This is a genomic window from Dyella japonica A8 (genome assembly GCF_000725385.1).
Lineage (GTDB): Bacteria > Pseudomonadota > Gammaproteobacteria > Xanthomonadales > Rhodanobacteraceae > Dyella > Dyella japonica_C.
This window is the reverse complement of the sequence record NZ_CP008884.1, coordinates 2,065,356-2,090,152: the sequence shown is the minus strand read 5'-3', so window position 1 is coordinate 2,090,152 and position 24,797 is coordinate 2,065,356. Positions and strand designations below refer to the sequence as shown.

Here is a 24,797-nt window from a genome sequence, read left to right as displayed (position 1 = left end):
GAATGCGCCATTATCGCGCAAAACCCCACCCTGCCCTGCCCTGCCCTGCGGAGCCTGTTCTCGAGCTCCCTCTGCTCCCAAGTTACCTCACCGTCATTCCCGCGAAAGCGGGAATGACGGTGAGGGAGAGGCGCTCAACGCACCGCTTTTCGCTTCCTGCGGCGCACCAGCCAGGCCGCGAAACCCGCCACGACCACCACGAAAGCACCCAGCTCGAACGGGAAGTAGTGGCGCACCGCGTGCTTCACCGCCCTCACCTGCTGGGAGCGCTTGAGCGCGCGGGCGCTGTCGAAATCAGGCTCCTCGCAGTCGCGGCCGAAGTCGGCCGCCCAATCCACGTACGGCCCCTGCTTCACGTAGCGCTGGTAAAGCGCGGTGGCGCGGCGCACCCGTTCGGACGGCTGGCTGGGGGCGGGATCGCCGTAGTACTGGTAGTGGTCTTCGTAGTCCGGCGGCCCATCCAGCATCCAGCCGGTGGCTTGGCACAGCACCGCGGCAAAGGCCTGCGAGCGCGGCGGCAGCAGGTCCGCTGCCTGCGATGCCTCGTCCGCGGCAATGTAGCGGTAGTGGAAGCGGTAGTCGGGCTTGGCCACGCTCTCGGCATAGCGTTGACGCTCGCCATCGGTCACATAGGCCTGCTTCAGCGAGTCGGGCGCCTGTCCACTGCCGCCCTGGAACGAGCCGCCATTGTCGTGAAAGTCAGGGCTCTGCTCGTAGCCGAGGATTTCCATGCCGTCCTCGCGCGCGATCACAGCCGCCGCGTACAGCCCCTGGGCCTTGCCGATATCCGTCCACGCATGCTTGCTGTTGCCCAGGGCCTGCGCATAGGCGCGTGCCTTGCTGCGCAACCCGGCAGGCTTCAACGTGTGGTTCTCGTCATACGAACCGATGCGGATATCGTCGTCTGCGGGGAGATACGACAGTGCCTCGTCATAACGGCCCGCGCGCATCAGGCGGCGACCGAGTACATATCGCAGATTGTCCGCCAGTGGAAACGGCGCTGAAAGCTCGTAGCCGTGCTCGTCCTTCTTTCTTTCGGGCACCGGGGAAGCAGGCGCGCGTGCGTCCACGAAGGCCTTCAGCTCATCGGTCGTAAGCACGCGCTCAGCCACGTACATGGCGTCATTACCGTATCCCGTGCCGGCCGTGTCGCCGTACTCGTCGTACTGGTTGCCATCTCCACCGACAGCCAACCCAGCGTCGTACAGGTGGCCCATCGCCACGACGTACTCGCCGCGCGCCAGCGCCAGCACGCCGTGTTCGCCGGAGATCAGCTGGGCGTTGGCAGGCTCGATGGCGGCCTGCGGATCATCCGCCTTGGGGAAGGCCTTTGCCGCTGCGGCATACGCCGCGTTCGCGGCAGCCATGTCGCCCTTCTGCAGCGCGAGCTTCGCGCGCACCCACTCAGCCAATGGGCCGGAGGACTTGTCGACCAGTCGGGTCGCCAGGTCGTAGTTGCCCACCTGGTAGGCCAGCGAGGCGAGCCGGTCGGCACCGGCAACATGGTCCAGCCCACGCTTTTCGATGGCCTGCACCAACGCGGTCAGGCGGGGATCGATCTTCGGCTTGGTGGCGTTCGCTGCGGTATCGTCCGATTCGCCGCCCATGCGCGCCAGCACATAAGCGACCAACAGGCGCTGCGGTACCGGACTATCGATCAGCTGATCGGCCAGATGCGGCTGACGCATGCTGAAGTCGGCTACGGCCGCCAACGAGTTCACTGCACTGTCGGACTGGTGCCCCGCCTGCGCCGCATAGAGCGTGATGGCGCGCTTGAGATCGTCCGCCGTCAGGCCATTGCCGCAGCCGGCGTCTTTGGTCGGGGCATGACGGTCTGCTTCGTTGTCGCTGGCACTGTCTGCACCGTCGACGGCATCCGCCGGCGTGCCATAGAGATCGCCCCAGCTGCACTGCGCGCCATGGTCATAGAGATAGAGCCGCGCTTCTTCACCGAAGCTGGACACGGCTAGGCCCTGCGTATCGGATGCGCCATCGACCGCGCGCGTGCGTGCCAGCTCGAAGGCCTTGGCGGCGGCCGCGCGCTCGCGCTGGAACACGGCGGCGTTGGATGCTGCGTCGTGGGCTTTTTCTGCATGGATGCGGCCCAGCATGTAGGCGGCCCAGACCGAGCGCAGCTTCGCCTGATCCGGCGGCAAGGCCAATACCTGCTCGAAGCGGGCAGCGGCTTCGTCCTGTTGGTCCCGGGTGAAATCGAGCGCACCCGCCACGTAGGCGCGCAGGTCGGCAGGCAGATCCTTGCCCTGCTCGAATGCCTCGTCGCCGGTGTGAAGATCGCGCAGCGTCTTGATCCGGGCCAGTTGCGCCACGGACACGCCCAGCGATGTGGCTTCGGCGTCATCGCCCTTCTTGTCGTCGCCGCCATACGGAGGGGGCTCGCTGCCGACCAGCTTGTCAGTCGCCGGCAGCAAATGCTGCGCCTCGAACGCGAAGCTGTTCTGCGGCACAAACTTGAGCGTCGCCTCGCGCTGATCCAGCAGCTGGTTAGGGAACATGGGGCCACAGGCCCAGGCAACGGCACCGGCGAGGCCGGCCACCACCGCAGCGACGATCCATTGGCGCTTCAACATGGTTTCACCTGATCAAAGGGCGTTCCGGGCCCAGTTCCCGCGATTATGGCGGAAAGCCCGCGCGTGCAGCGGTCAGGACTCGATGTGCAGCGCCGGGGCGGCTTCGCAGCGCAGCCATCCAGCCGCTTGCTGGCGCCCCGCGCGCAGCACACCCACCCGCACGCGCTGCAGATAGAGACCGGACGCACCACGCTGCAAGGCATAGCCGTTGATGCCATCGGCGGCCATGCACGCGCCGTCGATGCGGATCAGTGAGGGCAACGGCAGGTCGGCATCGCCATCGTTCACCAGCCGCACGTCGTAACGCTGCGGATCGTCCGTGCCACTGGCCACGGCCGTCAGCGATGCCAGCAAAGGCTGACGGCCGAGTACCGCCCGCCAGCTCGCCCCGCTCCACGCCCGCGCGTCGTCGCCGGTTGGCAGACGGAACCACACGATGCCCGTCAGGCCGCGCGGCGCATCCTTTTCCAAAGCCGCCACGAAACGCTGCATGGTCCGTGGCTCGGCAAAGAGCTCACGGGAATCCTCCGCCCCCATGAGCGTGGGCCGCTCGCTCTCAATGGAGGCCACCCGTCCCTGTTCGTCCCAGCTCACCCGCGTGCCATACGCAGGCAAGGCCACGCGCCACGGCTTGTGCGTGTGCCGTGCGTAAGCGGCCGACCAGGTGCGCGCGGTATCAGGATTGAACAGACCGGCGCGCGGCGACTGCACGGCATGCACCTGCAGGACACTTTCATCGGCCTGCGCGATCAGCTTGTCCAGGTCCGCGCTGTCCAGCCACGTCGGCAAGGCCGTGATCGAAAGCCGTTCGCGCGACGCCAGCGACGGGCGCAACGCTTGCAGAAAATGTGCGTAAGCCGGCAGTCGCGAGGTCGCGCAGTCGTGGTCGATCTCCACACCGGCAAACGCAAACGGCTGTTGTCGCCACACGGTGAGCACGGCCTGCACGTTCGCCAGCAAGGCCGCTTCATCCCATTGCTGCAACTGCCCTTCGATGCGCACCACGGCAACCACCGGTTTGCCGCTGGCCGCCAGCACCTTCCCGTCCGGCGTGAAAGTTCGCCACTGGCCTCGCGCATCCATCTCGGCGGCCAGTACGCGCCACGCACGCACGGAGCCACCGTCGTCCGCCACTGCACGCGCGAGCGATGGCGTCCACTGGCGTTGCCACACATAGGCATCGTTGGCCAGCGGCGTTGGCTTGCCGGCGCAGGCCGCCACCGCGGCGGCGAGGCAGAGCCACGCCCATCGGGCCATCCATCGAAACAACGTGGGCATCAAGGGCGCACTCGCGGAAACGTTCCGGTGGCCATTGCACCCGAACGGGCGCGCGCTGGCTACAACCAGCCTTTCTGGCGCGCGAGCCGATAGGCCTCGATGCGATTGGCGGCGCCTAGCTTGCCGATGGCCTCGGACAGGTAATTGCGCACCGTGCCATGTGACAGGTTGAGCTGGGTGGCGATGTCGTTGGCCGATTGCCCCTCGCCCGCCAGTCGCAGCACCTGGCGCTCGCGGTCGTTGAGCGGATCGGCCTCCGACCAGGCTTCCAGTGCCAGCTGCGGATCGATGGCGCGCCCGCCCCGATGCACCATGCGCAAGGCCTCAGCGAGGTTCTCGGCCGGCGCATCCTTCAGCAGATAGCCGGACACGCCGGCATCCAGCGCGCGGCGCAGGAAGCCCGGCCGCGCGAACGTGGTGACGATGATCACCTTCATCGGCAGCTCATGGCGCTGGATGCGCTGGGCCAGTTCCAGCCCGGTGAGCCCCGGCATTTCGATGTCGGTGACCAGCACGTCCGGCTTCAGCCGCTGCAGCTCGCGCCAGGCCGCTTCGCCATCGGCCGCGGAACCCAGCACCTCGATGTCGCTTTCAAGGTTGAGCAGCGCGGACAGCGCACCGCGCACCATCGCCTGGTCTTCGGCCAGCAATACACGAATCATGCAGCACTCCTGTTGTTCAACTCCACGGACGGCGCATCCGCTGCGACGCCGGCAACCCTGTCCTGCTTCAGGGGAACGCGTACCGTCAGCACGGTGCCGCGGCGCGGCGGCGAATCGATCTGCAGGTTGCCGCCCAGCGCGCGGATGCGTTCGCGCATACCGCTCACGCCATTGCCATGCGCACTCAGGCCGCCGCAGCCGTCGTCGCTGACCTGCATCTGAAAGTGTTCCTTGTCGACGATGAAGTCGACCTTGGCCGACTGCGCCTTCGCATGGCGATGGATATTGGTGGCCGCTTCGCGCAACACCAGCGCCAGCGGGGCCTCGACTTGCGTGGGCAGGCACACGCCCTCCGGCAGGGTGCCGCTGAAACCGACGCCCGATGCCTCGAGCATGAGGCGCGCGGACACCAGCTCCGCCGCGAGGTCGCCGCGCCGCATGCCGGTGACCGCCGTGCGCACCTCTGCCAGGGCATGACGCGCGACACGCTCCACTTCCTCCATTTCCCGCTGGGCGCGCTCGGGATCGATGAGCGCCAGCCTGCGCGCCAGCTCCGATTTGATGGTCACCAACGACAAGGTATGCCCCAGCAAGTCGTGCAGGTCGCGCCCGATGCGCTCGCGCTCGGCCAAGGTCGCCAGGCGGCGCACTTCTTCCTGCGAGAGACGCAGCGCGGCGTCCCGGCGGTAGTTGTTCATGCGCAGGAAATGCCCGAAGCCGGACAGCACCGCGACAAAACCCACCAGCAGCATGATCCAGGGCGAGACATGCCGCTGCTGGGCCACGATGGCGGTCGGCACCGCCAGGATCAGCAGCGCCGTCAACCACCGGCGCAACGACGGCAGGTAGGCCAGGCACATCGCCGCCGACATCGCATAACCCAGGGCCACGCCATTGAACGGCCACACGATGAGCCCGGTGATGGCCATGGCGGCCGCGTACCAGGGCAGTTGGCGATACGGCCCGGTGTACACCTTGAAATGGAAGTACAGGTAGAGCGGCGCCGAGATGAGGGTGGGCGGCAACCAGCGCGTCCAGTCGGATTTGGCATCGACGACGGGCCCGATGAACAGCGCGGCCATCCAGACCAGGTTGGCCATCGCCTCCCAGCGCAGGTAGCTCGGCGAACCCAGTTTTCCCAGTAGGGAATCGGGATGGGGCTTGAGCCAGGCCATCATGTCGCGTGCCGCTCCTGCGGCGTCCAGTCCGTTGCGTTGCCCGTTGGCGCTTCGCCTTCCGGTGTGCGCTCGCGCAGCAGCGGCCGTGGACGCAACGGCACGGTGATGTCCAGGCGCGTACCGTGCCCCGGTGGCGAGATGACGTCGAGCGTGCCGCCAAGTGCGCACACGCGTTCGCGCATGCCCTTGAGGCCATTGCCATGCGCCTCGACGCCACCCCGGCCGTTGTCTTCGATGCACAGGCGCAGGCTCTGGTTTGCCACGCTGGTGCTCACCTGCGCACGGTTGGCCCGCGCATGCCGCGCAATGTTCGTCACGGCCTCGCGCAACACCAGCGCCAGGCCACGCTCCACCTCGACCGGCAACGAAGGCGGCAGCTCGCCGCATTCGAACGACACGGCCGAGGACTCCAGCATCAGGCGCGCGGCGGCAAGCTCCGCGGCCAGATCGGTGGCGCGGATGTTGGACACGGCGGAACGCACTTCCGACAGTGCGTGGCGAGCCACGCGCTCCGCTTCGGTCAGCTCGCGCTTCGCCGCTTCGCTGTCGCGGTCGAACAACTTGCGTGACAGCTCCAGTTTCAGCGTGATCAGCGACAAGGTGTGACCGAGCAGGTCGTGCAGGTCGCGCCCGATGCGTTCGCGTTCGGCCAGTGCCGCAAGGCGGCGCACCTCGTCATGCGAAAGGCGGAGCTCGGCCTCCTTCTCGTCACTCTGGCGCTCGGCATGCACGACCAGGCCGATGATGATGGACGTCACCGGTATCCAGATCACCGCCTGCCACGCGTAATGCAGCAACGTCACTTCCGTGAGGAGCAGGATGTTCAGCACCACCAGCAAAGCCATGTAGCGGCTCAGCTCCATCCGGCAGCTGCGCAGCATGATGGTGCCGTAGACGAAATAGGTCAGCGCACTGGGGTAGAACGGCAGCAGCACCATCGACATGACCACCAGGCCGAAGGCGTAGTAGTGCGAACGATGGCGCGAGCTGAGGCAGCACTTCGCATACAGCAGCAGGAACACCGGGTAGGTGGCCAGCGTGAACAGCGCCCAATGCCAGGTGTACTTGTCGAACGCCGGAATGACGAACACCCACACCGACCACAACAGGTGGACGGCATCCACCCAGGGCGACTTGCCCTTCTGGATGCTGATGGCCACCAGCGAATCCGGCGCCGGGGTGAACCAAGCTCGTAGCCACTGACGCAACGCGCGCCCCTCCCAGTGATCCGGCTGTCCACCGTGCATGCTACTTCAACCCAGGCGTCGCAGGCGGCGTGCCGCCAGCAGGAAGAACACCGTCGTATAGGCCAGCAGCACCGCAACATGTGGCCATGGACTGGTGTGCCCGAGACCCACCGCGCCGAGGGCCAACTGTTGCAGGTGCGCGCTGGGCCACACGGGCGCTATCCGCTGCAGCGCCAATGGCAGCAGGTGCAGCGGAATCCACAGGCCCGACAGGAAGGACATGGGCAGGTAGATGATGTTGATCACCCCCGGCGCGCCCTGCCCCTTCACCAGGGTGCCCACCAGCATCCCCATGGCGCAGAACGGCAAGACGCCCAGCATGCCGGTGACCAGCAGCGACAAAGCCTGCGCTAGCCCGAGCGGCACGTGACCGAGACCCACGGCCAGTGCCAGCAGCAAAAGGACGACAACGCCCGCCGCGAACATGGCCATCACCATCTTGCCGAGCAGGTAGGCACCGGGCGGCATCGGCAATGCGCGCTTGAGCGTGAGCAGGCCATTGTCCCGCTCCATCGCCAGCGATACGCCGAAACCGAACAAACCCGGGCTCATCACGCCGAACACGCCATAGCTGGCGAGCAGGTAGCGCGCGGTGTCCGCATCGGCGTTGTGGTTCATCACGATGCCGAACAGCAGATAGAACATGGTGGCGAACAAGGTCACCGGCAACAGGAAGCTCGGCGCGCGGAAGTAGCGCAGGCATTCCGTACGTGCCTCGGTCAGATAGGCGCCAAGCAGGCGACGCGGCGACATGCCGGACGACGACAGCGGCTCGATCATGGCGACGGACATCACGCCGCCTCCTTTTCCGCTTCGTTGTCACGGGTCAGTTCGGTGAACGCCTCGGCCAGGCCGGCGCGACGAACCTCCAGCTCCGACAGCGCGGGATCCGCGTCGAGCATGCGGCGCAGCACCTTCTCCGGTGCATCGGTGTGCACGTGCAGGTGCGCGCCATCGTGTTCCGCATAGGCCACGTGCTGCCATTGCGACAAGGCCGCGGCGTCCAGATCGCTGATGCAGCGGATGCGCGTCATGGCTACGCGCGAACGCAGCGCATCGACGCTGCCTTCGCTCAACACACGTCCCTTGGCGAGCACCACCACGCGCTGTGCGAGTGCCTCGGCCTCTTCCAGGTAATGGGTGGTGAGCACCACGGCGCAGCCTTCGGCAACCAGGCGGCGAATCGCTACCCACAGTTTCTGCCGCGCATCGATATCCATGCCGACGGTGGGCTCGTCGAGGAACAACAGCTCCGGCCGACCGCACAACGCCAGCGCGAACTGCACCCGGCGCTGCTGGCCGCCCGACAGCGCGGCATAACGGCGCGAAAGCAGGTCGGTGATGCCGGCGAGCTGCGCGGTTTCCTCAAGGGCACGTGGCGCCGGGTAGTAGCTCATGGTCAGCCGCAACAATTCAGACACGCGCAAGGTTGGCGGCAACGACGCCGATTGCAGCATCACGCCGATGCGGCGACGCGCATCGATCTCCTGCGGGTTGCGGCCGAACAGCTCCACCCGTCCCGCGTCGGCTCGCACCAATCCCAGCAGCAGGCTGATCGCGGTGCTCTTGCCGGCACCGTTCGGGCCCAGCAAGGCGAGCAGTTCGCCGCGGTGCAACATGAGATCAAGACCATCCAGCGCCGTTAAAGCGCCGTAATGTTTGACGGCGGCAGACAGGCTGGCAACGACGGCTGCATGTTTTTCCATGGCTCCTCCTCCCTGCCTGCCATGCTAGGCGGCGCAAGGGTTTGCCAGCAGTTGCCCGCGTCAGGCAGCGCAGGTGACAAGCGTCACCCGGGGTTACGGCGGCGACAACGCCGAGTTATGCTCAGACGGACGTTGCGTTGCCACATCCGTGAGGATCGCAGTGCGACATGGCCACAGAGCCAAGGGAGACGCAGAAAGGCTTCGCGTTTCCACACCATGACAATCGTAGACGTGTCGATGCGCCTGCCTTCGGGACGGCAGGCAAGTCGACCTTGAAGGAGGAACCCATGGGCGTGATTGATCAGCTGCGCGAACTGCGCGAATTCGGCGGCGCACCGCTGACCACCGGCCTCGACGACGCCACCATCGAGCGTTTCGCGGCCAGCCATCCTGAGCTGGCGCAGGCCATCGGCGACGCGGTGGCGCGTCACCGCGAACTGCGCAACGAACTGGGCGACTTCCTCAAGCTCGACGAAGCCGAGCAGCTGGCGCAGGCGCAGACGGAGTTCGTCAACTTCTATCCGGACGACGCCATCAACCCGTACCTGCCGGCGGCAGCGCGCGGTCCGTGGGTGGTCAGCCTCAAGGGTGCGGTGATCCACGACAACGGTGGCTACGGCATGCTGGGCTTCGGCCACAACCATGCAGCCATCGATGCCGCGCTGGCGCGTCCGCAGGTGATGGCCAACGTGATGACGCCGAGCGTCTCGCAGATGCGCTTCACCAAGGCGATGGACCGCGAGCTTGGCCGCAACCGTGGCAGCAACCCGTACACGCGTTATCTCGCGCTCAATTCCGGTTCCGAATCGGTGGGCCTTGCCTGTCGCATCGCTGACGTCAATGCCAAGCTGCTGACCGATGCCGGTGCGCGTTACGCGGGCCGCACCATCAAGCGCGTCGCGGTGAAGGGCGCCTTCCATGGCCGCACCGACAAGCCGGCGCTGTATTCCGATTCCACGCGCAAGACCTATCTGCAGCACCTGGCCAGCTATCGCCATGAAGACACGCTGCTCACCGTGCAGCCGTACGACATCGCGCAGCTGGAAGCCGTGTTCGCCGAGGCCGACAAGAACGGCTGGTTCATCGAGGCGATGTTCCTGGAGCCGGTGATGGGCGAAGGCGACCCGGGCCGCGCGGTCACGCCGGAGTTCTACCAGAAGGCGCGCGCGCTCACCGAGGCACACGGTTCGCTGCTGCTGGTCGATTCCATCCAGGCGGGCCTGCGCGCGCACGGCGTGCTGTCGATCACCGACTACCCGGGCTTCGAGAAGCTCGCGCCGCCGGATTTCGAAACCTTCTCCAAGGCGCTCAACGCCGGCCAGTACCCGCTGTCCGTGCTCGCCGTGACCGAGCGCACCGCCGACCTGTACCGCAAGGGCATCTACGGCAACACCATGACCGCCAACCCGCGCGCGCTGGACGTGGCGCTCGCCACGCTCAACGAGCTCACCGACGAGGTGCGCAACAACATCCGTGAGCGCGGCAAGGAATTCGTCGACAAGCTCAACGCGCTGAAGAACGAACTGGGCGGCCTGATCACCAAGGTGCAGGGCACCGGCCTGCTGTTCTCGTGCGAGCTGGCGCCGGAGTTCAAGTGCTACGGCGCCCACTCCACCGAGGAGTTCATGCGCCTGCGCGGCGTGGGCGTGATCCACGGCGGCACCAACTCGCTGCGCTTCACCCCGCACTTCCTGGTGAGCAGCGACGAAGTCGATCTGGTGGTGTCGCATGTTCGCCAGGCCCTGCTGCACGGGCCGCGCAAGCTCAAGGCCGAGGCGGCCTGATAAGACCGCCACGATTTTCGTACAGCTCATTTCCCTCACCGTCATTCCGGCGCAGGCCGGAATCCAGTAGCCACCACATCCGGTTTTCGCGAGGCAATGGCTGGGTTGGTGACGACTATCGCGACCCTTCAAGGTGGTCGCCACTGGATTCCGGCCTGCGCCGGAATGACGGTGAGGGGATAGCAACGCCCCAGCGAGACCGTGAGCAGGCCCTGAGGAACGGCATTGCCGAACGACGGCGATGCGGGCTATTCGCCCACGGCCCTGGCCGGCGCCACGCCCCCGCCAGAGCACGGCAGAACTGAAAATCGCCACATGCCTCGCAGTATCGCGAGATATTGCCGATTCCATTCGCGAAACTGTCGTAAAAACTTACTAGCCTCCTCCCCGATGGGGTCCACCCCGGACCCGGGAAAGGGAGTGGTCAATGAAACCAACGCATGTACGGCGCGCCCTTTGGGCCGCGCTGCTGGCCCTGCTGTCGGCAACGTCCGCGCAGGCAGCCGACCTGAGCATCAGCCAGTTCCGGGTCCGTGGCCCGGCTGGCGGCAACGACGAGTTCGTCGAGCTGTTCAACAGCGGCACCAAGGCGTTGGACCTGTCCGGCTACAAGCTCAACGCCTCCAACGCCACGGGCACCGCCGGCACCCGTCTTACCCTGCCCGGCGGCACGTCGATCGCCTCGGGCTGCTATCTGTTGCTGGCCAATGGAGCCAGCGGCGGCTATTCCGGCAGCGTCCCCGGTGACATCAAATACAGCACCGGCGTGACCGATGACGGCGGCCTGGCCATCCTCGATGCGTCCGGCCAAGTGCTCGACCAGGTGGGCCTCTCCGCCGGGTCCGCGTACAAGGCCGGCAATCCGCTGACGTCGCTGGGCACCACCAACGCGGACAAGGGCTACGCCCGCAAGGCCGATGCCGCCGGCCTGCCGCTGAACACCGGCGACAACCAGGCGGACTTCGTGGTCGCCTCGCCCACCACGCCGCATAACAGCACCAGCACGTGCGCGGTCCTGGGCCAGGCGTTCTCCATCGCCGATGCCAGCGTCAAGGTACGCAGCGCCGCTGACGTCACCATGCCGTTCACCGTCACCCTGACCCAGCCGGCGCCCGCGGGCGGCGTCTCCGTACACGTGACGACGATCGATGGCAGCGCCACCGTGGCCGATCACGATTACGACGCGCTCGACACCACGCTGACCATCGCGGAAGGCCAGACCCAGACCGGCTTCAACGTCGTCGTGCACGGCCGCTCCACGCCGAGCGACGACAAGGCCTTCGAGGTCAAGCTGAGCCAGCCGGGCGGCAACATCCCGTTGGCGCGCGACACCGCGATGGGCGCGATCCTGTACGACATCCCGGTCGCCGCCGAAATCTGGCAGATCCAGGGCCGCGGGCAGATCTCGCCGCTGGTCGGCAAGTCGGTGATCACCCGGGGCAACATTGTCACGGCGGTGGGCCCCGCCGGTTTCACCATGCAGACGCCGGACGCGCGCGCCGATGCCGATCCGCTCACCTCCAACGGCATCTATGTATTCACCGCCAGCAAGCCCACGGTCGCCATGGGCGATGTCGTGGACGTGGATGCCACGGTGGACAACTACTACAACCTGCCCGAGCTGAAGAACGCCGTGGTCTCGGTGACGGCGCATGGCAGCCGCCTACCGGCACCGGTCGTATTCGGTGACAACGTCCCCTCTTCCGATCCCGACAAGCTGTCGTGCGGCGTCACCAACTTCCAGTGCTTCGTGGGCATGCGCGTGGTGATCGAGAACGGCATGATCAACATGGGCAACAAACGTTTCAGCACAGCGCCCTATGCCGAGGTCAGCATCACGGCGAACGGCAAACGCTCGCTGCGCCAGCCGGGTGTGCGCTACGGCGTGCAGGTGCCCGATGGCGTGACACTGCCCAACTGGGGCGGCAACCCCGAGGTGTTCAAGATGAACACCGCCGACTTCGGCGCCGTACCACTCAACACGCCGCTCGTCGCCGGCACCACGTTCCGCGCCGAAGGCATCATCTCGTACGACTTCGGCGCGTACACCTTCATCCCCACCAAGATCACGCTCAAGCATGTGGCGGAGATGCCGCGCGCGGTGTCGCCCACGGCGCCGTACGCGCTGCGCATCGGCGCGCTCAACACCGAGCGCTTCTGCGACAGCGAGTTCAACACCGTCTTCACCTGCAGCGGCAACAGCAAGGAGCCGACGTCCACCGACGTGGCGCTGAAGACACAGCGTCTGTCTGCCTACATCGGCAGCGTGCTGCAGCTGCCCGACGTGCTGTCGGTCGAGGAAGTGAAGAGCCTGCCGCTGCTGCAGGGCCTGGCCACCCAGCTGGGCGACGACTACCGCGCCAAGTACGAGGCCTATCTGCTGCCCGGACATGATCCCAGCGGCATCAACGTCGGCTTCCTGGTGCGCAGCGATCGCGTTCACGTAGTGTCGGTGCAGCAGCTGGCTGCCGACGAGAACTGGAACGACAACGGCCAGACCGCCTTCGTGCACGACCACCCGCCGCTGCTGCTCACGGCGGAAGCGCGCGGCGTGCGCTTCCAGGTGATTTCGGTGCACACCAAGGCGCGCACCAATGTCGACAAGGACGGTGCCTCGGCTGTGCGCGACCGCCAGAAGCGCTTCCTGCAGGCCTCATCGCTGGCTCGCCAGGTGCAGACCCTGCAGACCGCCAACCCGTGGCAGCCACTGCTGGTGGTGGGCGACTTCAACGCCTACCAGTTCAGCGACGGCTGGGTGGACATGGTTGGCCTGATCGCCGGCAAGTACAAGGACAGCGAAAACCAGCTGAAGCTGGGCAAGAACATCGTGTCCCCGGCGCTGTGGAACGCGGTGGAGTCGGTACCGAAGAACGACCGCTACTCGTTCCTGTTCACCGAGAAGTTCGGCCCCATCCAGGGCTACACCCAGGCTGGCGCGGGCAACTCGGGGCGCGAAGTGCCGACCGTGCAGGTGCTCGACCACGCCTTGCTGAACCAGTCCGCCCGGGAACGCTTCCTGAAGATGCAGTACGGCCGCGCGGACCTGGACGCACCGGTGCAGATGGCGGCCGATGCCGCTGCCGCCACCGACGCGCGCAAGGCGATCGGCGTGTCCGATCACGACGGCTTCGTGGTCGACCTGTTCGTGCCGGGCAAGCTCGGCGAGCAGAAGCCCCGCGGCAACGACGACCGACAGGGTGATGACGACGACCAGGGCGAAGGACGCGGTCGCGGGCACTAAGCCCTGGCCTTGTCGACGGAGAGCCACGCCCGGCAACGGGCGTGGTTTTTTTGTGCCGATGGCGTTGGCCTTGCATTTCTCCGCACATCAGCCGCGTAGCGTCTGCCCACAACCTCGCGTGAGCCCCCCCACTCCCCCTCACCGTCATTCCGGCGCAGGCCGGAGGTGCTTTTCAACAGCCCAATGGCTGGTCATCCAGTGGCCCCAGGATTCGGTTTTCGCGGAAGAGCCCTGCGCTTTGACTTCACACAACAACCGACCGTTGTCGCCACTGGATTCCGGCCTACGCCGGAATGACGAGCGGAGGGAGTGAAGCCATTCGCCAGCCCCCCCCAAAGCTGCGACATGGCTGAATGACCTGCAGCCTTGCCCCTCCCCTACCACCTCCCCGCAGGCATAGACTTGCGCCACCGGCACTCGCCGGTCATCCAGGAGGGTACCCGCATGTCTTCGCGTTTGAGCCTGATGGTTGCCAGCGTCGCGCTGGCCTTTGCCGCTTCCACCGCTTTTGCCGCGCCGCAGGCCGCGAGCACCAGCGCACCCGCCAAGAACGCGCAGCAGCAGCGCATGACCGACTGCAACAAGCAGGCGACGGGCAAGAGCGGTGACGAGCGCAAGGCCTTCATGAGCAGCTGCCTCAAGGGCGAAAGCCCGGCCGCCGCGCCGGCCAAGCAGACGCAGCAGGAAAAGATGAAAGCCTGTAACGCCGATCCGCAGGCCAAGGCGCTCAAGGGTGATGCCCGCAAGACGTTCATGAGCACCTGCCTCAAGGGCGATGCCGCCCCGGCCGCGCACTGATCGCGTGTCAGCGACAAGGGCGCCGGTGATCGCCGGCGCCCTTTTTTTATGGGCGCTCAGAGTCGCTAACCAAACGTAGCGAGCGCCCGCGTGACGACCACGCAGTAGTTTTGATAGTGACGCTTAAGCCAGCCCTGCTATCCTCCGCCCTCACCTTCTCCCAGGGATTCACCGCCGACATGCGCCTCTGAGCCACTCGACTGCCGACTGACCGCCGCCTGCCAGGGCGCGTCATGCACGGTCACGAGTGACAGGGCGGTCGACATCCCCGGCGCGTATCGCGCCAGACCCCCTGTCGTATGCCACTCCCCTTCCGGAGGGTTTATGACAGTCCCAGCCATCATCGCGCGACAACTCGGCTATGCGCCGGCCGGTCGCGATCCTGTCTTCAGCGATCTCGACGCTTCTTTTGCCATTGCCCGGCACGCCCTGGTCGGGCGCAACGGCAGCGGCAAATCGCTGCTGGCCCGCGTGCTCGCCGGCCAGCTCGAGCCCACCCACGGCAGCGTGAGCCGTCATGTGGATATCGCCTACCTGCCGCAACGATGGTCATCCTTCGGTGGTTCCATCGCGGCAGCGCTCGGCATCGATCGCAAGCTGGGTGCCTTGCGGCGCATCGAGGCCGGCAGCGTGGATCCTGCGGATTTCCACATGCTCGCCGATGACTGGAACGTGCAGGAGCGGGCCCGTCGCTGGCTCGACGACGCCGGGTTACCCCATGACCTTGAACGCACGTGGGAGAGCCTCAGTGGCGGCGAACGCGTGCGCCTGCGATTGCTGCCGATGTTCGCGCAAGCGCATCACTTCCTGATCCTGGATGAGCCCGGCAATCCTCTCGACCGCCACGGCCGGCAATGGCTGCGCGCGCGCCTCGCCGCGCACCCGGGCGGCTACCTGCTGGTCAGCCACGATCGCCAGCTGCTCGCCGACGTCGAAAGCATCGACGAGTTGTCGCCCCTCGGCCTGCGCCGCCATGGCGGCAACTATGCAAGCTACGCCATACATCGCGATGCCGAAAAGCAAGCGGCGGAGCGCCAGCTGGATCAGGCGCGCCGCGAACAGAAGGCACTGGACCGGCGACAGCAGGAAGACCGGCAACGTCTCGCGCAGCGTCAGCAGAAGGCCCAACGCGAGCGTGCGCATGCCAATCTGCCCACCATCCTGCTGGATCGCCAGAAGCAGCGCTCGGAAGACACCGGGGCGCGTCTGCTCACCGCGCAGCGGGCGCAACAGGCACGGCAACGCGTGCAGCTCCAGCGGGCGCGCGAACGCGCTGACCTGCACCGCGCGCAACGCTTCGACCTCGGCCATCAGCCGGCGACCCACGCCGCGTTGCGGCTCGATGGCGCGATACCGCCGCATGGACACGACCAACCGATCGACCTTCATCTTGCTCCCGGCGAACGGCTTTACCTGGGCGGCGACAACGGCAGCGGCAAATCAAGCCTGCTCGCTGCCATCATCGGCGACCTGCCGTTGCGCGCGGGGTACATCCGATGCGGCGAACGGCGATTGATGATCGACCAGCACTATCGCCTGTTGCGCGACAGCCACAGCGCACTGGAAAACCTGCGCCTGCTTTCACCCGGGCACACGCCCACCCGCTATCGCGAATACCTCGCCGGCATCGGCCTGCGCGGCGAACGCGCCGACCTTCCCGCGGGCCTGCTGAGCGGCGGCGAACGCGTGAAGCTGGCCCTGCTCGCGCTGGACAGCGCTATCGAACCCTATGATCTGCTGCTGCTCGATGAGCCCGACAGCCATCTCGACCTCGACAGCCGCCAGTTGCTGGAGCAGGCGCTTGCCACTTACCGCGGCACGCTGGTGCTGGTCAGCCATGATCCGGACCTTGTCGCGCAGGCCCGCATCGACAAGGAGCTTCACCTGCACAAACCACTCGCCCCGGTCACGCGGGGTGGGTGACAATCGCGCGACCCAGCAGACAGGTTCTCCCCATGAAGATCGTCGAGGTCCGCCACCCCCTGATCCAGCACAAGCTCGGCCTGATGCGCCGCGCTGGCATCAGCACCAAGGAGTTCCGTGAACTCGCTTCCGAAGTCGCCTCGCTGCTCACCTACGAGGCCACCAAGGATCTGCAAACCGTCGAGCAGTGCATCGAAGGCTGGGCCGGGCCGCTGACCGTGCACCAGATCAAGGGCAAGAAGGTCACCATCGTGCCGGTCCTGCGCGCAGGGCTCGGCATGTTGCCGGGCGTGCTCGACATGATCCCCGCGGCCAAGGTGAGCGTGGTCGGCCTGCAGCGTGACGAGGAAACGCTCAAGCCCATCGCCTACTACGAGAAGCTCACCGGCCGCATGGACGAGCGCATCGCGATCATCGTCGATCCCATGCTCGCCACCGCTGGCACGCTGGTCGCCACCGTGGACATGCTCAAGGCCGCCGGCTGCAAGCGCATCAAGGGCCTGTTCCTGGTCGCTGCGCCGGAGGGTCTCCAGCGCATCGAAGCGGCGCATCCGGACGTGGAAATCTACACCGCGTCCATCGACGAGCGCCTCAACGAGCACGGTTACATCCTGCCTGGCCTCGGCGATGCCGGCGACAAGATCTTCGGCACCAAGCAACTGCCGGCCAGCTGAGCGCCGCCCCGATCAGCGAAAAGCCCCGCCGTCACCGGCGGGGCTTTTTTGTTCCCCGAAGGAATGAGAAGTGCAGCACAAAAGTCACGGAGACGACATCTTCCCGTGCGATCTTTTCTGCATTGCCTCGCCCTCACGATGCATATGTAACAATTTGAATTAAAACTGTTTTTATTGATTTTCCGGCTAAAGTTCCCGTGCGGTGGGCCGACAGCTCTTGCAGTACCCTCACCCCGGATTCCCCCATGTTCAAGCTCTCCAAGCGGATCACCGGACTGACGCTGCGTCAGCGCCTGCTGCTGCGCCTGCTGGCCATCCTCGCGCTGCTGGCCATCACCTGCGTGGCCGGCGTGGTGCAGTTGCGCCGCGCGGACACGCGCATCCAGGGACTGGTCGAAGGCTCGCTCAGCCCGGTGGCGGATCTTGGCCGCGTGCAGAACGACTACAACAGCACCCTGCAGGTGCTGGTGCACGCGGTGATGTCCCAGCTGCCCTCGGCCGTGGAGGACGCACACACGCGCATCCATGCCGACCGCGTCGACGCCGAACGCCACTGGAAAGCCCTGCTGGGCAGCGACCTCGCCAGCGAACAGGCGCAGACGCTGAAGCTCACCACCACGCACCGCGCGGACGCCGACCGCATCATCGACGAGACGCTGACCCTGCTCGATGCGGGCCAGTTCGACATCGCCGGCCTCAAGCTCACCACCGAAGTGCAGCCCGCGTACGAGCCGCTGCAGAGCGACTTCGCCAACCTGTTCCAGGCGGCGCTGGCCAAGGGCAACCAGCAGGTGCAGAGTCAGCATGCGGCGGACCGCGACGGCATGATCCTGCTGCTCGTCCTGCTGAGCGTGGCGTTGATCGTCACTATCGTGATGGATGGCGCGCTGATGCGCTCGCTGATGCAGCGCCTGGCCCGTGCCACGCAGGTGGCCGAACGCATCGCCGCCGGCACCCTGGGCGAAGCCGTGGAAACCGGCGCGAACGACGAACTGGGCAAGCTGTTGCGTGCCCTGGCCTCGATGGATGAGCAGCTCACCCGGGTGCTCACCCAAGTCCGTGCGGGCGCCGCGTCGGTGGGCGATCGCGCCCGCCGCCTCGCGCAGGACAACGATGCGCTCAGCGAGCGCACGCAGGCGCAGGCCGCCAGCCTGGAAGAAACCGCCGCCTCGATGGCACAGATGGCCGACACCGCCACGCAAGGCGCCAGCCACGCCGACGGCGCGGCCACGGCGGCACGCGATGCGCTGTCGCATGCCGAACACGGGCGCCACGTCGCCAGCGAAGCCATCGACGCCATGCTCGCCATCGAAAAGGCCAGCCGCGATATCTCGGAGATCGTCGACCTGGTCGACAGCATCGCCTTCCAGACCAACCTGCTCTCGCTCAACGCGGCCATCGAAGCCGCCCAGGCCGGCGAGCGCGGCCGCGGCTTCGCCGTGGTGGCAACCGAAGTACGCCAGCTCGCGCGTCGCTGCGTCGATGCGGGCAAGGACATCCGCCGCCTGGTGGAACGCAGTGGCGAAGCGGTCGACGCCGCGCGCGAACGCGTGGCCCGCTCCGGCGACGCACTGGATGGCATCGTGCTCGGCATGGGCAGCGTGTCCGAGCGCGTCACGCAGATTTCCCGCGCCAGCCAGTCCCAGGTCAGCGGCATCACCCAGATCAACCGCGCCGTGATGGAGATGGACGGCATCACCCAGGCGAACGCCGACCTGGTGGAAGACATCAACCATACTGGCCGCGCCCTTGCCGCCGATGCCGATACGCTGATGCGGCAAGTCGCCTTCTTCCGCCTTCCCGAAAAGGAAGGCCGCCATGGGTCGCCGCAGGATGCGCGTCCCCCATCCGCAGTGACGCCTCCTGTTCGGGCCGTAGCGGCCTGACATCGACCCGGGCATGCCAGCCAGCCTCGCCTTCCACTACACGCCGCACGCCATGCTCGAGCGCGCCTTGATCGCAGGAAGCCTTCGACCGGTCTTCCAGCCAGTGGTGCGCGTCGACACGCTCGACGTCGTGGCGCACGAAGGCCTCAGTCGTTGCGCCTTCATGCCTGGGAATATTTCCATCCTGGATCTGCTGGACATGGCCCGGATGGAAGGACGGCTGGCCGAGCTGGAACTGCATGCCGCACGCACGCTCAGCGCCGCGTTCGAAACACAGGCCGCGCCCGGGCGACTGCTGGTGAACCTTAGCGCGCAAGCGATCCTGCACGACTCGCTACGCCCTGACGACGTTCTCGCGGCGCTATCCAATTCCGGGCTCGATCCCGCGCGCGTCACCATCGAGGTCACCGAGCGTGACGTGGTGGAGAGCCCTTCCCGTCTCGCCCACGCGCTGGGCTACCTGCGCGCGCACGGCATGCGCATCGCGCTAGACGATTTCGGCAACGGCCACTCCAACTTCGAAATGTGGAACGAGATCCACCCCGACGTGGTGAAGATCGACCGTTACCTCATCAACGGCCTGTCGCGCAGTGCGGGGCGGCTGGCCATCGTGCGCTCGCTCTGCCAGGTGGCGGAATCGCTGGGCACCGACCTGGTCGGCGAAGGCGTGGAAGATCCAGCCGACCTGCGCGTGCTGCGCGACCTGGGCATTCCCTACGCGCAGGGTTTCCTGCTCGGCCGCCCGGCCGAATGCGCCGTGCGCGAAGTCAGCACCGAGGTCAGGCAGGTGTTGCGCACGGCCGCGGTGCCGGTTTTGCCGCGGCCGCGCGGTCCCGTCACGCAGCGTCCGACCCAGGTCAGCCATCTGCTGATGGAGGCGCCTTCCGTGCAGCCTCGCCAGACCAATGACGAAGTCATGGCGCTGTTCATGGAGCATCCGGAACTGCACGCGGTGGCCGTGGTGAAGGATGGTCATCCCATCGGGCTGATCAACCGCCGCCTGGTCAACGAACGCATGGCGCAACCTTTTGCGCGCGAGCTGCTCGCGCGCAAGTCGTGTACCGCCCTGATGAACAGCGCGCCGCTGGTCTGCGATGAAAACCGCAGCCTGGAGAGCCTGGCCGACGTGCTGCGCGGCGAGGACCAGCGCTACCTGGCCGACGGCTTCATCGTCACCCGCCAAGGCCACTACCTGGGCCTGGGCACCGGCGAAGCACTGGTGCGCCGCGTGAGCGAGTTGCGCATCGAGGCCGCACGGCACGCCAACCCGCTGACCTTCCTGCCCGGCAACATCCCCACCACCGAGCACCTGGAACGCTTGATCGACGGCGGCGAGTGCTTCACCGTCGTGCATGTGGACCTTACCGACTTCAAGCCGTTCAACGATCACTATGGCTATTCGCGCGGCGACGAGATGATTCGCCTGCTGTCCGGCCTGCTGAGCGAACACGTCGACCCGTCGCTGGATTTCGTGGGCCACATTGGCGGCGACGATTTCGTGGTGCTGTTTCAGAGCGACGACTGGGAGGCGCGCTGCCAGTGTGTGATCGACGCCTTCAACTCGCGCTCGCCGCAATTGTTCGACGCGGCCGACCTGGTCAACGGCGGACTGCGCGGCAAAGATCGCCGGGGCGATCCGCAGTTCTTTCCCTGCACCACGGTGGTGATGGGTGCGGTCGAACTGCAGCCGCCGCTGCCGCAGCGCGCGCAGTCCATCGCCATGCTCGCCGCACGCGCCAAGCGCCATGCCAAGCGCGTGCACGTGGGTCTGCACGTGTTCCCGAAGCTCGCCACCGCGACATGAAAAACCCCGGCCGTCGCCGGCCAGGGTTTTCAGGCAAAGCGGGATGGATCAGCCGCGGAAGCGGTCCGTCGCCTTGACCAGCTCGGAAATGTTGCCCGGCTCGAACGCCGAGTGGCCTGCGTCCTGCACGATGCGCAGGTCCGCTTCCGGCCAGGCGCGGTGCAAGTCCCACGCGCTGCGCATCGGGCACACCACGTCGTAGCGGCCCTGCACGATCACGGTGGGGATATGGCGGATGCGACCCACGTTGCGCAGCAGCTGGTCGTCATGCTCGAAGAAGCCGCCGTGAACGAAGTAGTGGCATTCGATGCGGGCGAAGGCCAGCGCGAATTCGTCCTCGCCGCTGGACTGGATATGCGCCTCGTCCTGGTACAGGTAGCTGGTGGCGCCTTCCCACACCGACCACGCACGGGCCGCTTCCACGCGCACCACCGGATCCGTGCTGGTGAGGCGACGGTAGTAGGCGCTCATCAGGTCGCCGCGCTCGGCTTCCGGAATGGCGTGCAGGTAGGTTTCCCACGCATCCGGGTACAGCGCGTCGCAACCCTTCTGGTAGAACCATTCCAGCTCCCAGCGGCGCAGCATGAAGATGCCGCGCAGCACCAGTTCGGTCACCTGCTCTGGATGCGTTTCCGCATAGGCCAGCGCCAGGGTGGAGCCCCACGAGCCGCCGAAGACCTGCCAGCGGTCGATGCCCAGGTGCTTGCGGATACGCTCGATGTCGTTGACCAGATGCCACGTGGTGTTGTCATGCAACTCCGCGTGCGGGGTGGACTTGCCGCAACCGCGCTGGTCGAACAACACGATGCGGTAGACCGCCGGGTCGAAGAAGCGACGGCATTTCGGGTTGGTGCCGCCGCCGGGGCCGCCGTGCAGGAACACCACCGGCTTGCCGTTCGGGTTGCCGCTCTGCTCGTAGTACAGCGTGTGCAGGTCCGACACCTTGAGCATGCCGGTATCGTACGGCTCGATCTCGGGGTACAGGGTGCGATGTTCCTGCGACATGCTGGGGCTCCTGAAGCGAATGGGGACGGCTGATTAGGCTAACACGCCATCCCCCTATGCCCGAGCCATCCGGCGGCGGATGGGGACGCGCCCCACCCCGCCGCCGGAGCACCGCTGGCGCCTTACGGCGCGCCCACCGTCAGCACGGTAAAGCTGTCCGGCTTGATGGCCGGATGGTGGCCTTCCTGTGCAGGCCCCGCCAGCGTGGCGGCCGACAGGTACAGGCGGTGCAGCTTGGGATCGAGCGCCAGCGTGCGGGCACTCGGCTGGGTGGTGATGGTGGCGGTCACGCTGTAGTGGTCCGCGTCGTCCTGATGCACGGCGGTGATGTTGCCGCTCTCGCCGTTGGAGCTGTACGCCATGCCCGTGGCCTCGTCGAACGCCACCGCATCCGGGCCTTCGCCGATGGCGACGCTGGCGACCACCTTGCCGGCCTCCGCGTCGCTCACCACCATCTGCTTGTTGTCGCAGACCGAGAAGAGCCGGTGATGCTTGCGATCGATAGCCAGGCCGGACGGCGACTCGCAGGTGCCAAGCTTCCAGGTGCCGGCCACCTTGTTCGTCGCGGTGTCGATCTTCATCAGTTCGGCGGTGTCTTCGTTGTTCACGAAGATATGGCCCGCGTCGTCCGTCACGGCGAATTCCGGCTTGCCCGACAGCGGCACCGTCGTGATCACGTTGTTGTTCGCCGGATCGATCACGCTGAAGGACTTGCCCTTGCCGTTGAAGGTGAAGACATGCTTCGACGCGGGGTCGTAGGCGATCGCATCGGGCTTGTCGCCCGTGCCCTTGATGGTGGTGACCACGGCGAGCGTGTTGAGGTCGAACACCGTCACGGAGGCCGACTGGCCGTTGCTGGTGTAGCCGCGATGCGAAGCCGGATCCAGTGCCACGCCATGCACGCCTTGCGTACCCGGGATGGTGCCGATGCGCTTGTTCTGGTCCACGTCCACCACTTCCACGCGGTCGCCGCGCGTCACGAACAGGTGGCGGTGCTGCTCGTCAAAACTGAGGTAGTCCCAGCCGCCCGTTCCGCCCAGCGGCAGGCGCGAAATCACCTGGAGCGGGGCTGCCTGCGGGGCGGCCAAGGCATGCGAAGAGCAGGCGGCGAACAGCGCAAGAGCAAGGATATTGCGAATGGGTCGTTGCATGAGGGGTGACCTTTGGGTGGCTCGGTCCCCAGAGCATGCGCTGGATGACTTAGGCCTTGCTTAGGTTGGTTCAGACCCATTTGCTTTCATCGCCTCCGCCCCTCATCGCCCCTCCCCCCCCAAGGCCCTTCACCATCTGTTCCCCCTCACAGCCCACTCGCCCTCACCGTCCACTCCCCCCTCACCGTCCACTCTCCCTCACCGTCATTCCCGCGAAAGCGGGAATCCAGCGACTTTTCGCTCTTTTGATTAAAAGGCACTGGATGACCAGCCCTTCGGCTGTTGAAGGACGCCTCCCGCTTTCGCGGGAATGACGGTGAGGAAGCGACTGACTTTCGTCGAGGTCTTGAGCCACCGGGTGCTATCCAATCAAACGAACAACTTCCCCGGGTTCAGCAAACCCTTCGGGTCGAAGGCCTGCTTCACCCCGCGCATCAGGGCAATCTCCGCCTCACTGCGCGTACTGCCCAGGTAGGCACGCTTCACCAACCCGATGCCATGCTCGGCGGAAATGCTTCCCCCGTGGCGTTGCAACGTATCGGCAAGCAACTTCGTCACCTGCTCGCATTGCTTGATGAAGTCCCCCTCGGAGAGGTTCTCCGGCCGCAATACGTTGATATGCAGGTTGCCGTCGCCGATATGTCCAAACCACACCACGTCGAAGTGTGGATACTCGCGGCCAAGCAGCGCCTGGATCTCCTGCAGGAACAACGGCAGCGCACTGATGCGCAGCGAGATATCGTTCTTGTACGGTTTATGCGGCGCCAGGCTTTCGGTAATGCCCTCGCGCAGACGCCACAGCGCCGCCGCCTGCGCTTCGCTCTGCGCGATCACGCCATCGTTGATCCAGCCGCGCTCCACGCCCTGTTCAAAAGCCGCCAGCACGGCGTCCTGCGATGCCTCGTCGGCATCGAACTCAGTCACCACGTAGTACGGATGCTCGCCATCGATGGCTCGCTGCGCGCCGTGCGCCAGTACATGACGCAGGGCCGCATCGGTAAAGAATTCGAAGGCCTGCAGGGTGAGCCGCGAACGGAACAGCGCAAATACCTCCATCAGCGCGTCCATGCCCGGCAACGCCAGCAGCATCACCTGCGACGGCGGCGGCGGGTCGGTAAGGCGCAACGTAGCTTCCACCACGACACCGAGCGTGCCTTCCGAACCGATCATCAACTGGCGCAGGTCATAGCCGCTGGAGTTCTTGATCAGTCCACGATTGAGCCGCAGCAGTTCGCCATTGCCGGCGACGACGGTGAGGCCGGCAATCCACTCACGCGTGTTGCCATAGCGGATCACACGAATGCCACCTGCATTGGTGGCGATGTTGCCGCCAATCGAGCAGGAACCGCGTGCGGCGAAATCCACCGGATAGATCAGCGCGTGCTCTTTCGCTGCCTCATGCACGGCATGCAGTGTCATGCCTGCCTGCACGGTAAGCGTGCGATCCACGGCATCGAAGCCGAGCACGCGGTTCATGCGCTCCAGGCTCAGCACCAGTTCGCCGGTGGCCGCCACCGCGCCACCGGAAAGGCCGGTACGGCCGCCCGACGGAACCAGGGCCACGCCGTGCTCATTGGCCCACCGCACGATGCCCTGCACCTCGGCAAGTTCGCCAGGCAAGGCGATGGCGAGCGGCGCGGGTGTCCATCGCCGCGTCCAGTCGCGACCGTAGTGTTCCAGGTCGGCCGGGTCGGTCAGCAGCCGGAGATTGGGCAGGCGGGCGGCGAGCCCGGCCAGTCGAGCGTCAGTCATGAGGCATTCCCATAGGCGTCCGCCAAGCCTGCCAGCGCCGCCTTGCATCGTCCAGTGTTGCGATGCCGCAAAAGCGCTTCAAGGTCTGGCATAGTGAGGGGGTCATCCACCGCGCCATGG

Annotated in this window: 17 protein-coding genes; 7 read left to right on the top strand and 10 right to left on the bottom strand. The window is 66.2% G+C overall.

Annotated features, from left to right (window positions below):
- Nucleotides 1–134 precede the first annotated feature (134 nt).
- The 7 genes from HY57_RS08560 to HY57_RS08530 all read right to left on the bottom strand — a co-directional run bounded on the left by HY57_RS08560 (nucleotide 135) and on the right by HY57_RS08530 (nucleotide 8,659).
- Nucleotides 135–2,588, bottom strand: a complete 2,454-nt coding sequence (locus HY57_RS08560) for a hypothetical protein (protein WP_019467423.1) — start codon at nucleotides 2,586–2,588, stop codon at nucleotides 135–137.
- 72 nt (nucleotides 2,589–2,660) lie between these two features.
- Nucleotides 2,661–3,866: a DUF3142 domain-containing protein gene (locus tag HY57_RS08555; protein ID WP_200873911.1), complete on the bottom strand. Its 1,206-nt coding sequence runs from the start codon at nucleotides 3,864–3,866 to the stop codon at nucleotides 2,661–2,663.
- 59 nt (nucleotides 3,867–3,925) lie between these two features.
- On the bottom strand, nucleotides 3,926–4,528 hold the full coding sequence (locus HY57_RS08550; RefSeq protein WP_019467421.1) for a response regulator transcription factor: 603 nt from the start codon (nucleotides 4,526–4,528) through the stop codon (nucleotides 3,926–3,928).
- Entirely contained in the window at nucleotides 4,525–5,706 is a 1,182-nt protein-coding gene (locus HY57_RS08545) for a sensor histidine kinase (protein WP_019467420.1), read from the bottom strand. The genes HY57_RS08550 and HY57_RS08545 overlap by 4 nt, the downstream gene beginning before the upstream one ends.
- Nucleotides 5,703–6,953 carry a sensor histidine kinase gene (locus HY57_RS08540; RefSeq protein WP_081500762.1) on the bottom strand — a complete coding sequence of 417 codons (1,251 nt, stop codon included), beginning with the start codon at nucleotides 6,951–6,953 and terminating at the stop codon, nucleotides 5,703–5,705. The genes HY57_RS08545 and HY57_RS08540 overlap by 4 nt, the downstream gene beginning before the upstream one ends.
- A 6-nt stretch (nucleotides 6,954–6,959) precedes the next feature.
- The gene (locus HY57_RS08535) at nucleotides 6,960–7,745 is read right to left on the bottom strand and encodes an ABC transporter permease (protein WP_019467418.1); all 786 of its coding nucleotides are present in this window, start codon (nucleotides 7,743–7,745) and stop codon (nucleotides 6,960–6,962) included.
- Nucleotides 7,745–8,659, bottom strand: a complete 915-nt coding sequence (locus HY57_RS08530; RefSeq protein ID WP_019467417.1) for an ABC transporter ATP-binding protein — start codon at nucleotides 8,657–8,659, stop codon at nucleotides 7,745–7,747. Before HY57_RS08530 ends, HY57_RS08535 begins: the two co-directional genes overlap by 1 nt.
- Before the next feature lie 287 nt (nucleotides 8,660–8,946).
- Between HY57_RS08530 and HY57_RS08525 the strand changes: the two genes are divergently transcribed.
- The 7 genes from HY57_RS08525 to HY57_RS08495 all read left to right on the top strand — a co-directional run bounded on the left by HY57_RS08525 (nucleotide 8,947) and on the right by HY57_RS08495 (nucleotide 20,769).
- Nucleotides 8,947–10,443, top strand: a complete 1,497-nt coding sequence (locus HY57_RS08525; protein WP_019467416.1) for an aminotransferase class III-fold pyridoxal phosphate-dependent enzyme — start codon at nucleotides 8,947–8,949, stop codon at nucleotides 10,441–10,443.
- A 427-nt stretch (nucleotides 10,444–10,870) separates the two neighbouring features.
- Entirely contained in the window at nucleotides 10,871–13,684 is a 2,814-nt protein-coding gene (locus HY57_RS08520; RefSeq protein ID WP_019467415.1) for a lamin tail domain-containing protein, read from the top strand.
- A gap of 444 nt (nucleotides 13,685–14,128) precedes the next feature.
- A complete protein-coding gene (locus HY57_RS08515) occupies nucleotides 14,129–14,482 on the top strand; it encodes a PsiF family protein (RefSeq protein ID WP_019467414.1) in 354 nt (117 codons plus the stop codon).
- 324 nt (nucleotides 14,483–14,806) lie between these two features.
- The gene (locus tag HY57_RS08510) at nucleotides 14,807–16,405 is read left to right on the top strand and encodes an ATP-binding cassette domain-containing protein (RefSeq protein WP_019467413.1); all 1,599 of its coding nucleotides are present in this window, start codon (nucleotides 14,807–14,809) and stop codon (nucleotides 16,403–16,405) included.
- 32 nt (nucleotides 16,406–16,437) lie between these two features.
- Nucleotides 16,438–17,079 (top strand): uracil phosphoribosyltransferase, encoded by a 642-nt coding sequence (gene upp / locus HY57_RS08505; RefSeq protein ID WP_019467412.1) that lies wholly within the window; start codon nucleotides 16,438–16,440, stop codon nucleotides 17,077–17,079.
- Nucleotides 17,080–17,324: 245 nt separating this feature from the next.
- A complete protein-coding gene (locus HY57_RS08500; RefSeq protein WP_019467411.1) occupies nucleotides 17,325–18,965 on the top strand; it encodes a methyl-accepting chemotaxis protein in 1,641 nt (546 codons plus the stop codon).
- A gap of 13 nt (nucleotides 18,966–18,978) precedes the next feature.
- On the top strand, nucleotides 18,979–20,769 hold the full coding sequence (locus tag HY57_RS08495; protein ID WP_019467410.1) for an EAL domain-containing protein: 1,791 nt from the start codon (nucleotides 18,979–18,981) through the stop codon (nucleotides 20,767–20,769).
- Between the two features lie 48 nt (nucleotides 20,770–20,817).
- Here HY57_RS08495 and pip read toward each other — a convergent pair whose 3' ends face one another.
- The 3 genes from pip to HY57_RS08480 form a co-directional block, all read right to left on the bottom strand.
- Nucleotides 20,818–21,774 carry a prolyl aminopeptidase gene (gene pip, locus HY57_RS08490; RefSeq protein ID WP_019467409.1) on the bottom strand — a complete coding sequence of 319 codons (957 nt, stop codon included), beginning with the start codon at nucleotides 21,772–21,774 and terminating at the stop codon, nucleotides 20,818–20,820.
- Nucleotides 21,775–21,896: 122 nt separating this feature from the next.
- Nucleotides 21,897–22,925 (bottom strand): YncE family protein, encoded by a 1,029-nt coding sequence (locus HY57_RS08485; protein ID WP_019467408.1) that lies wholly within the window; start codon nucleotides 22,923–22,925, stop codon nucleotides 21,897–21,899.
- Between the two features lie 369 nt (nucleotides 22,926–23,294).
- Entirely contained in the window at nucleotides 23,295–24,677 is a 1,383-nt protein-coding gene (locus tag HY57_RS08480) for an FAD-binding oxidoreductase (RefSeq protein WP_019467407.1), read from the bottom strand.
- Nucleotides 24,678–24,797: the final 120 nt, after the last annotated feature.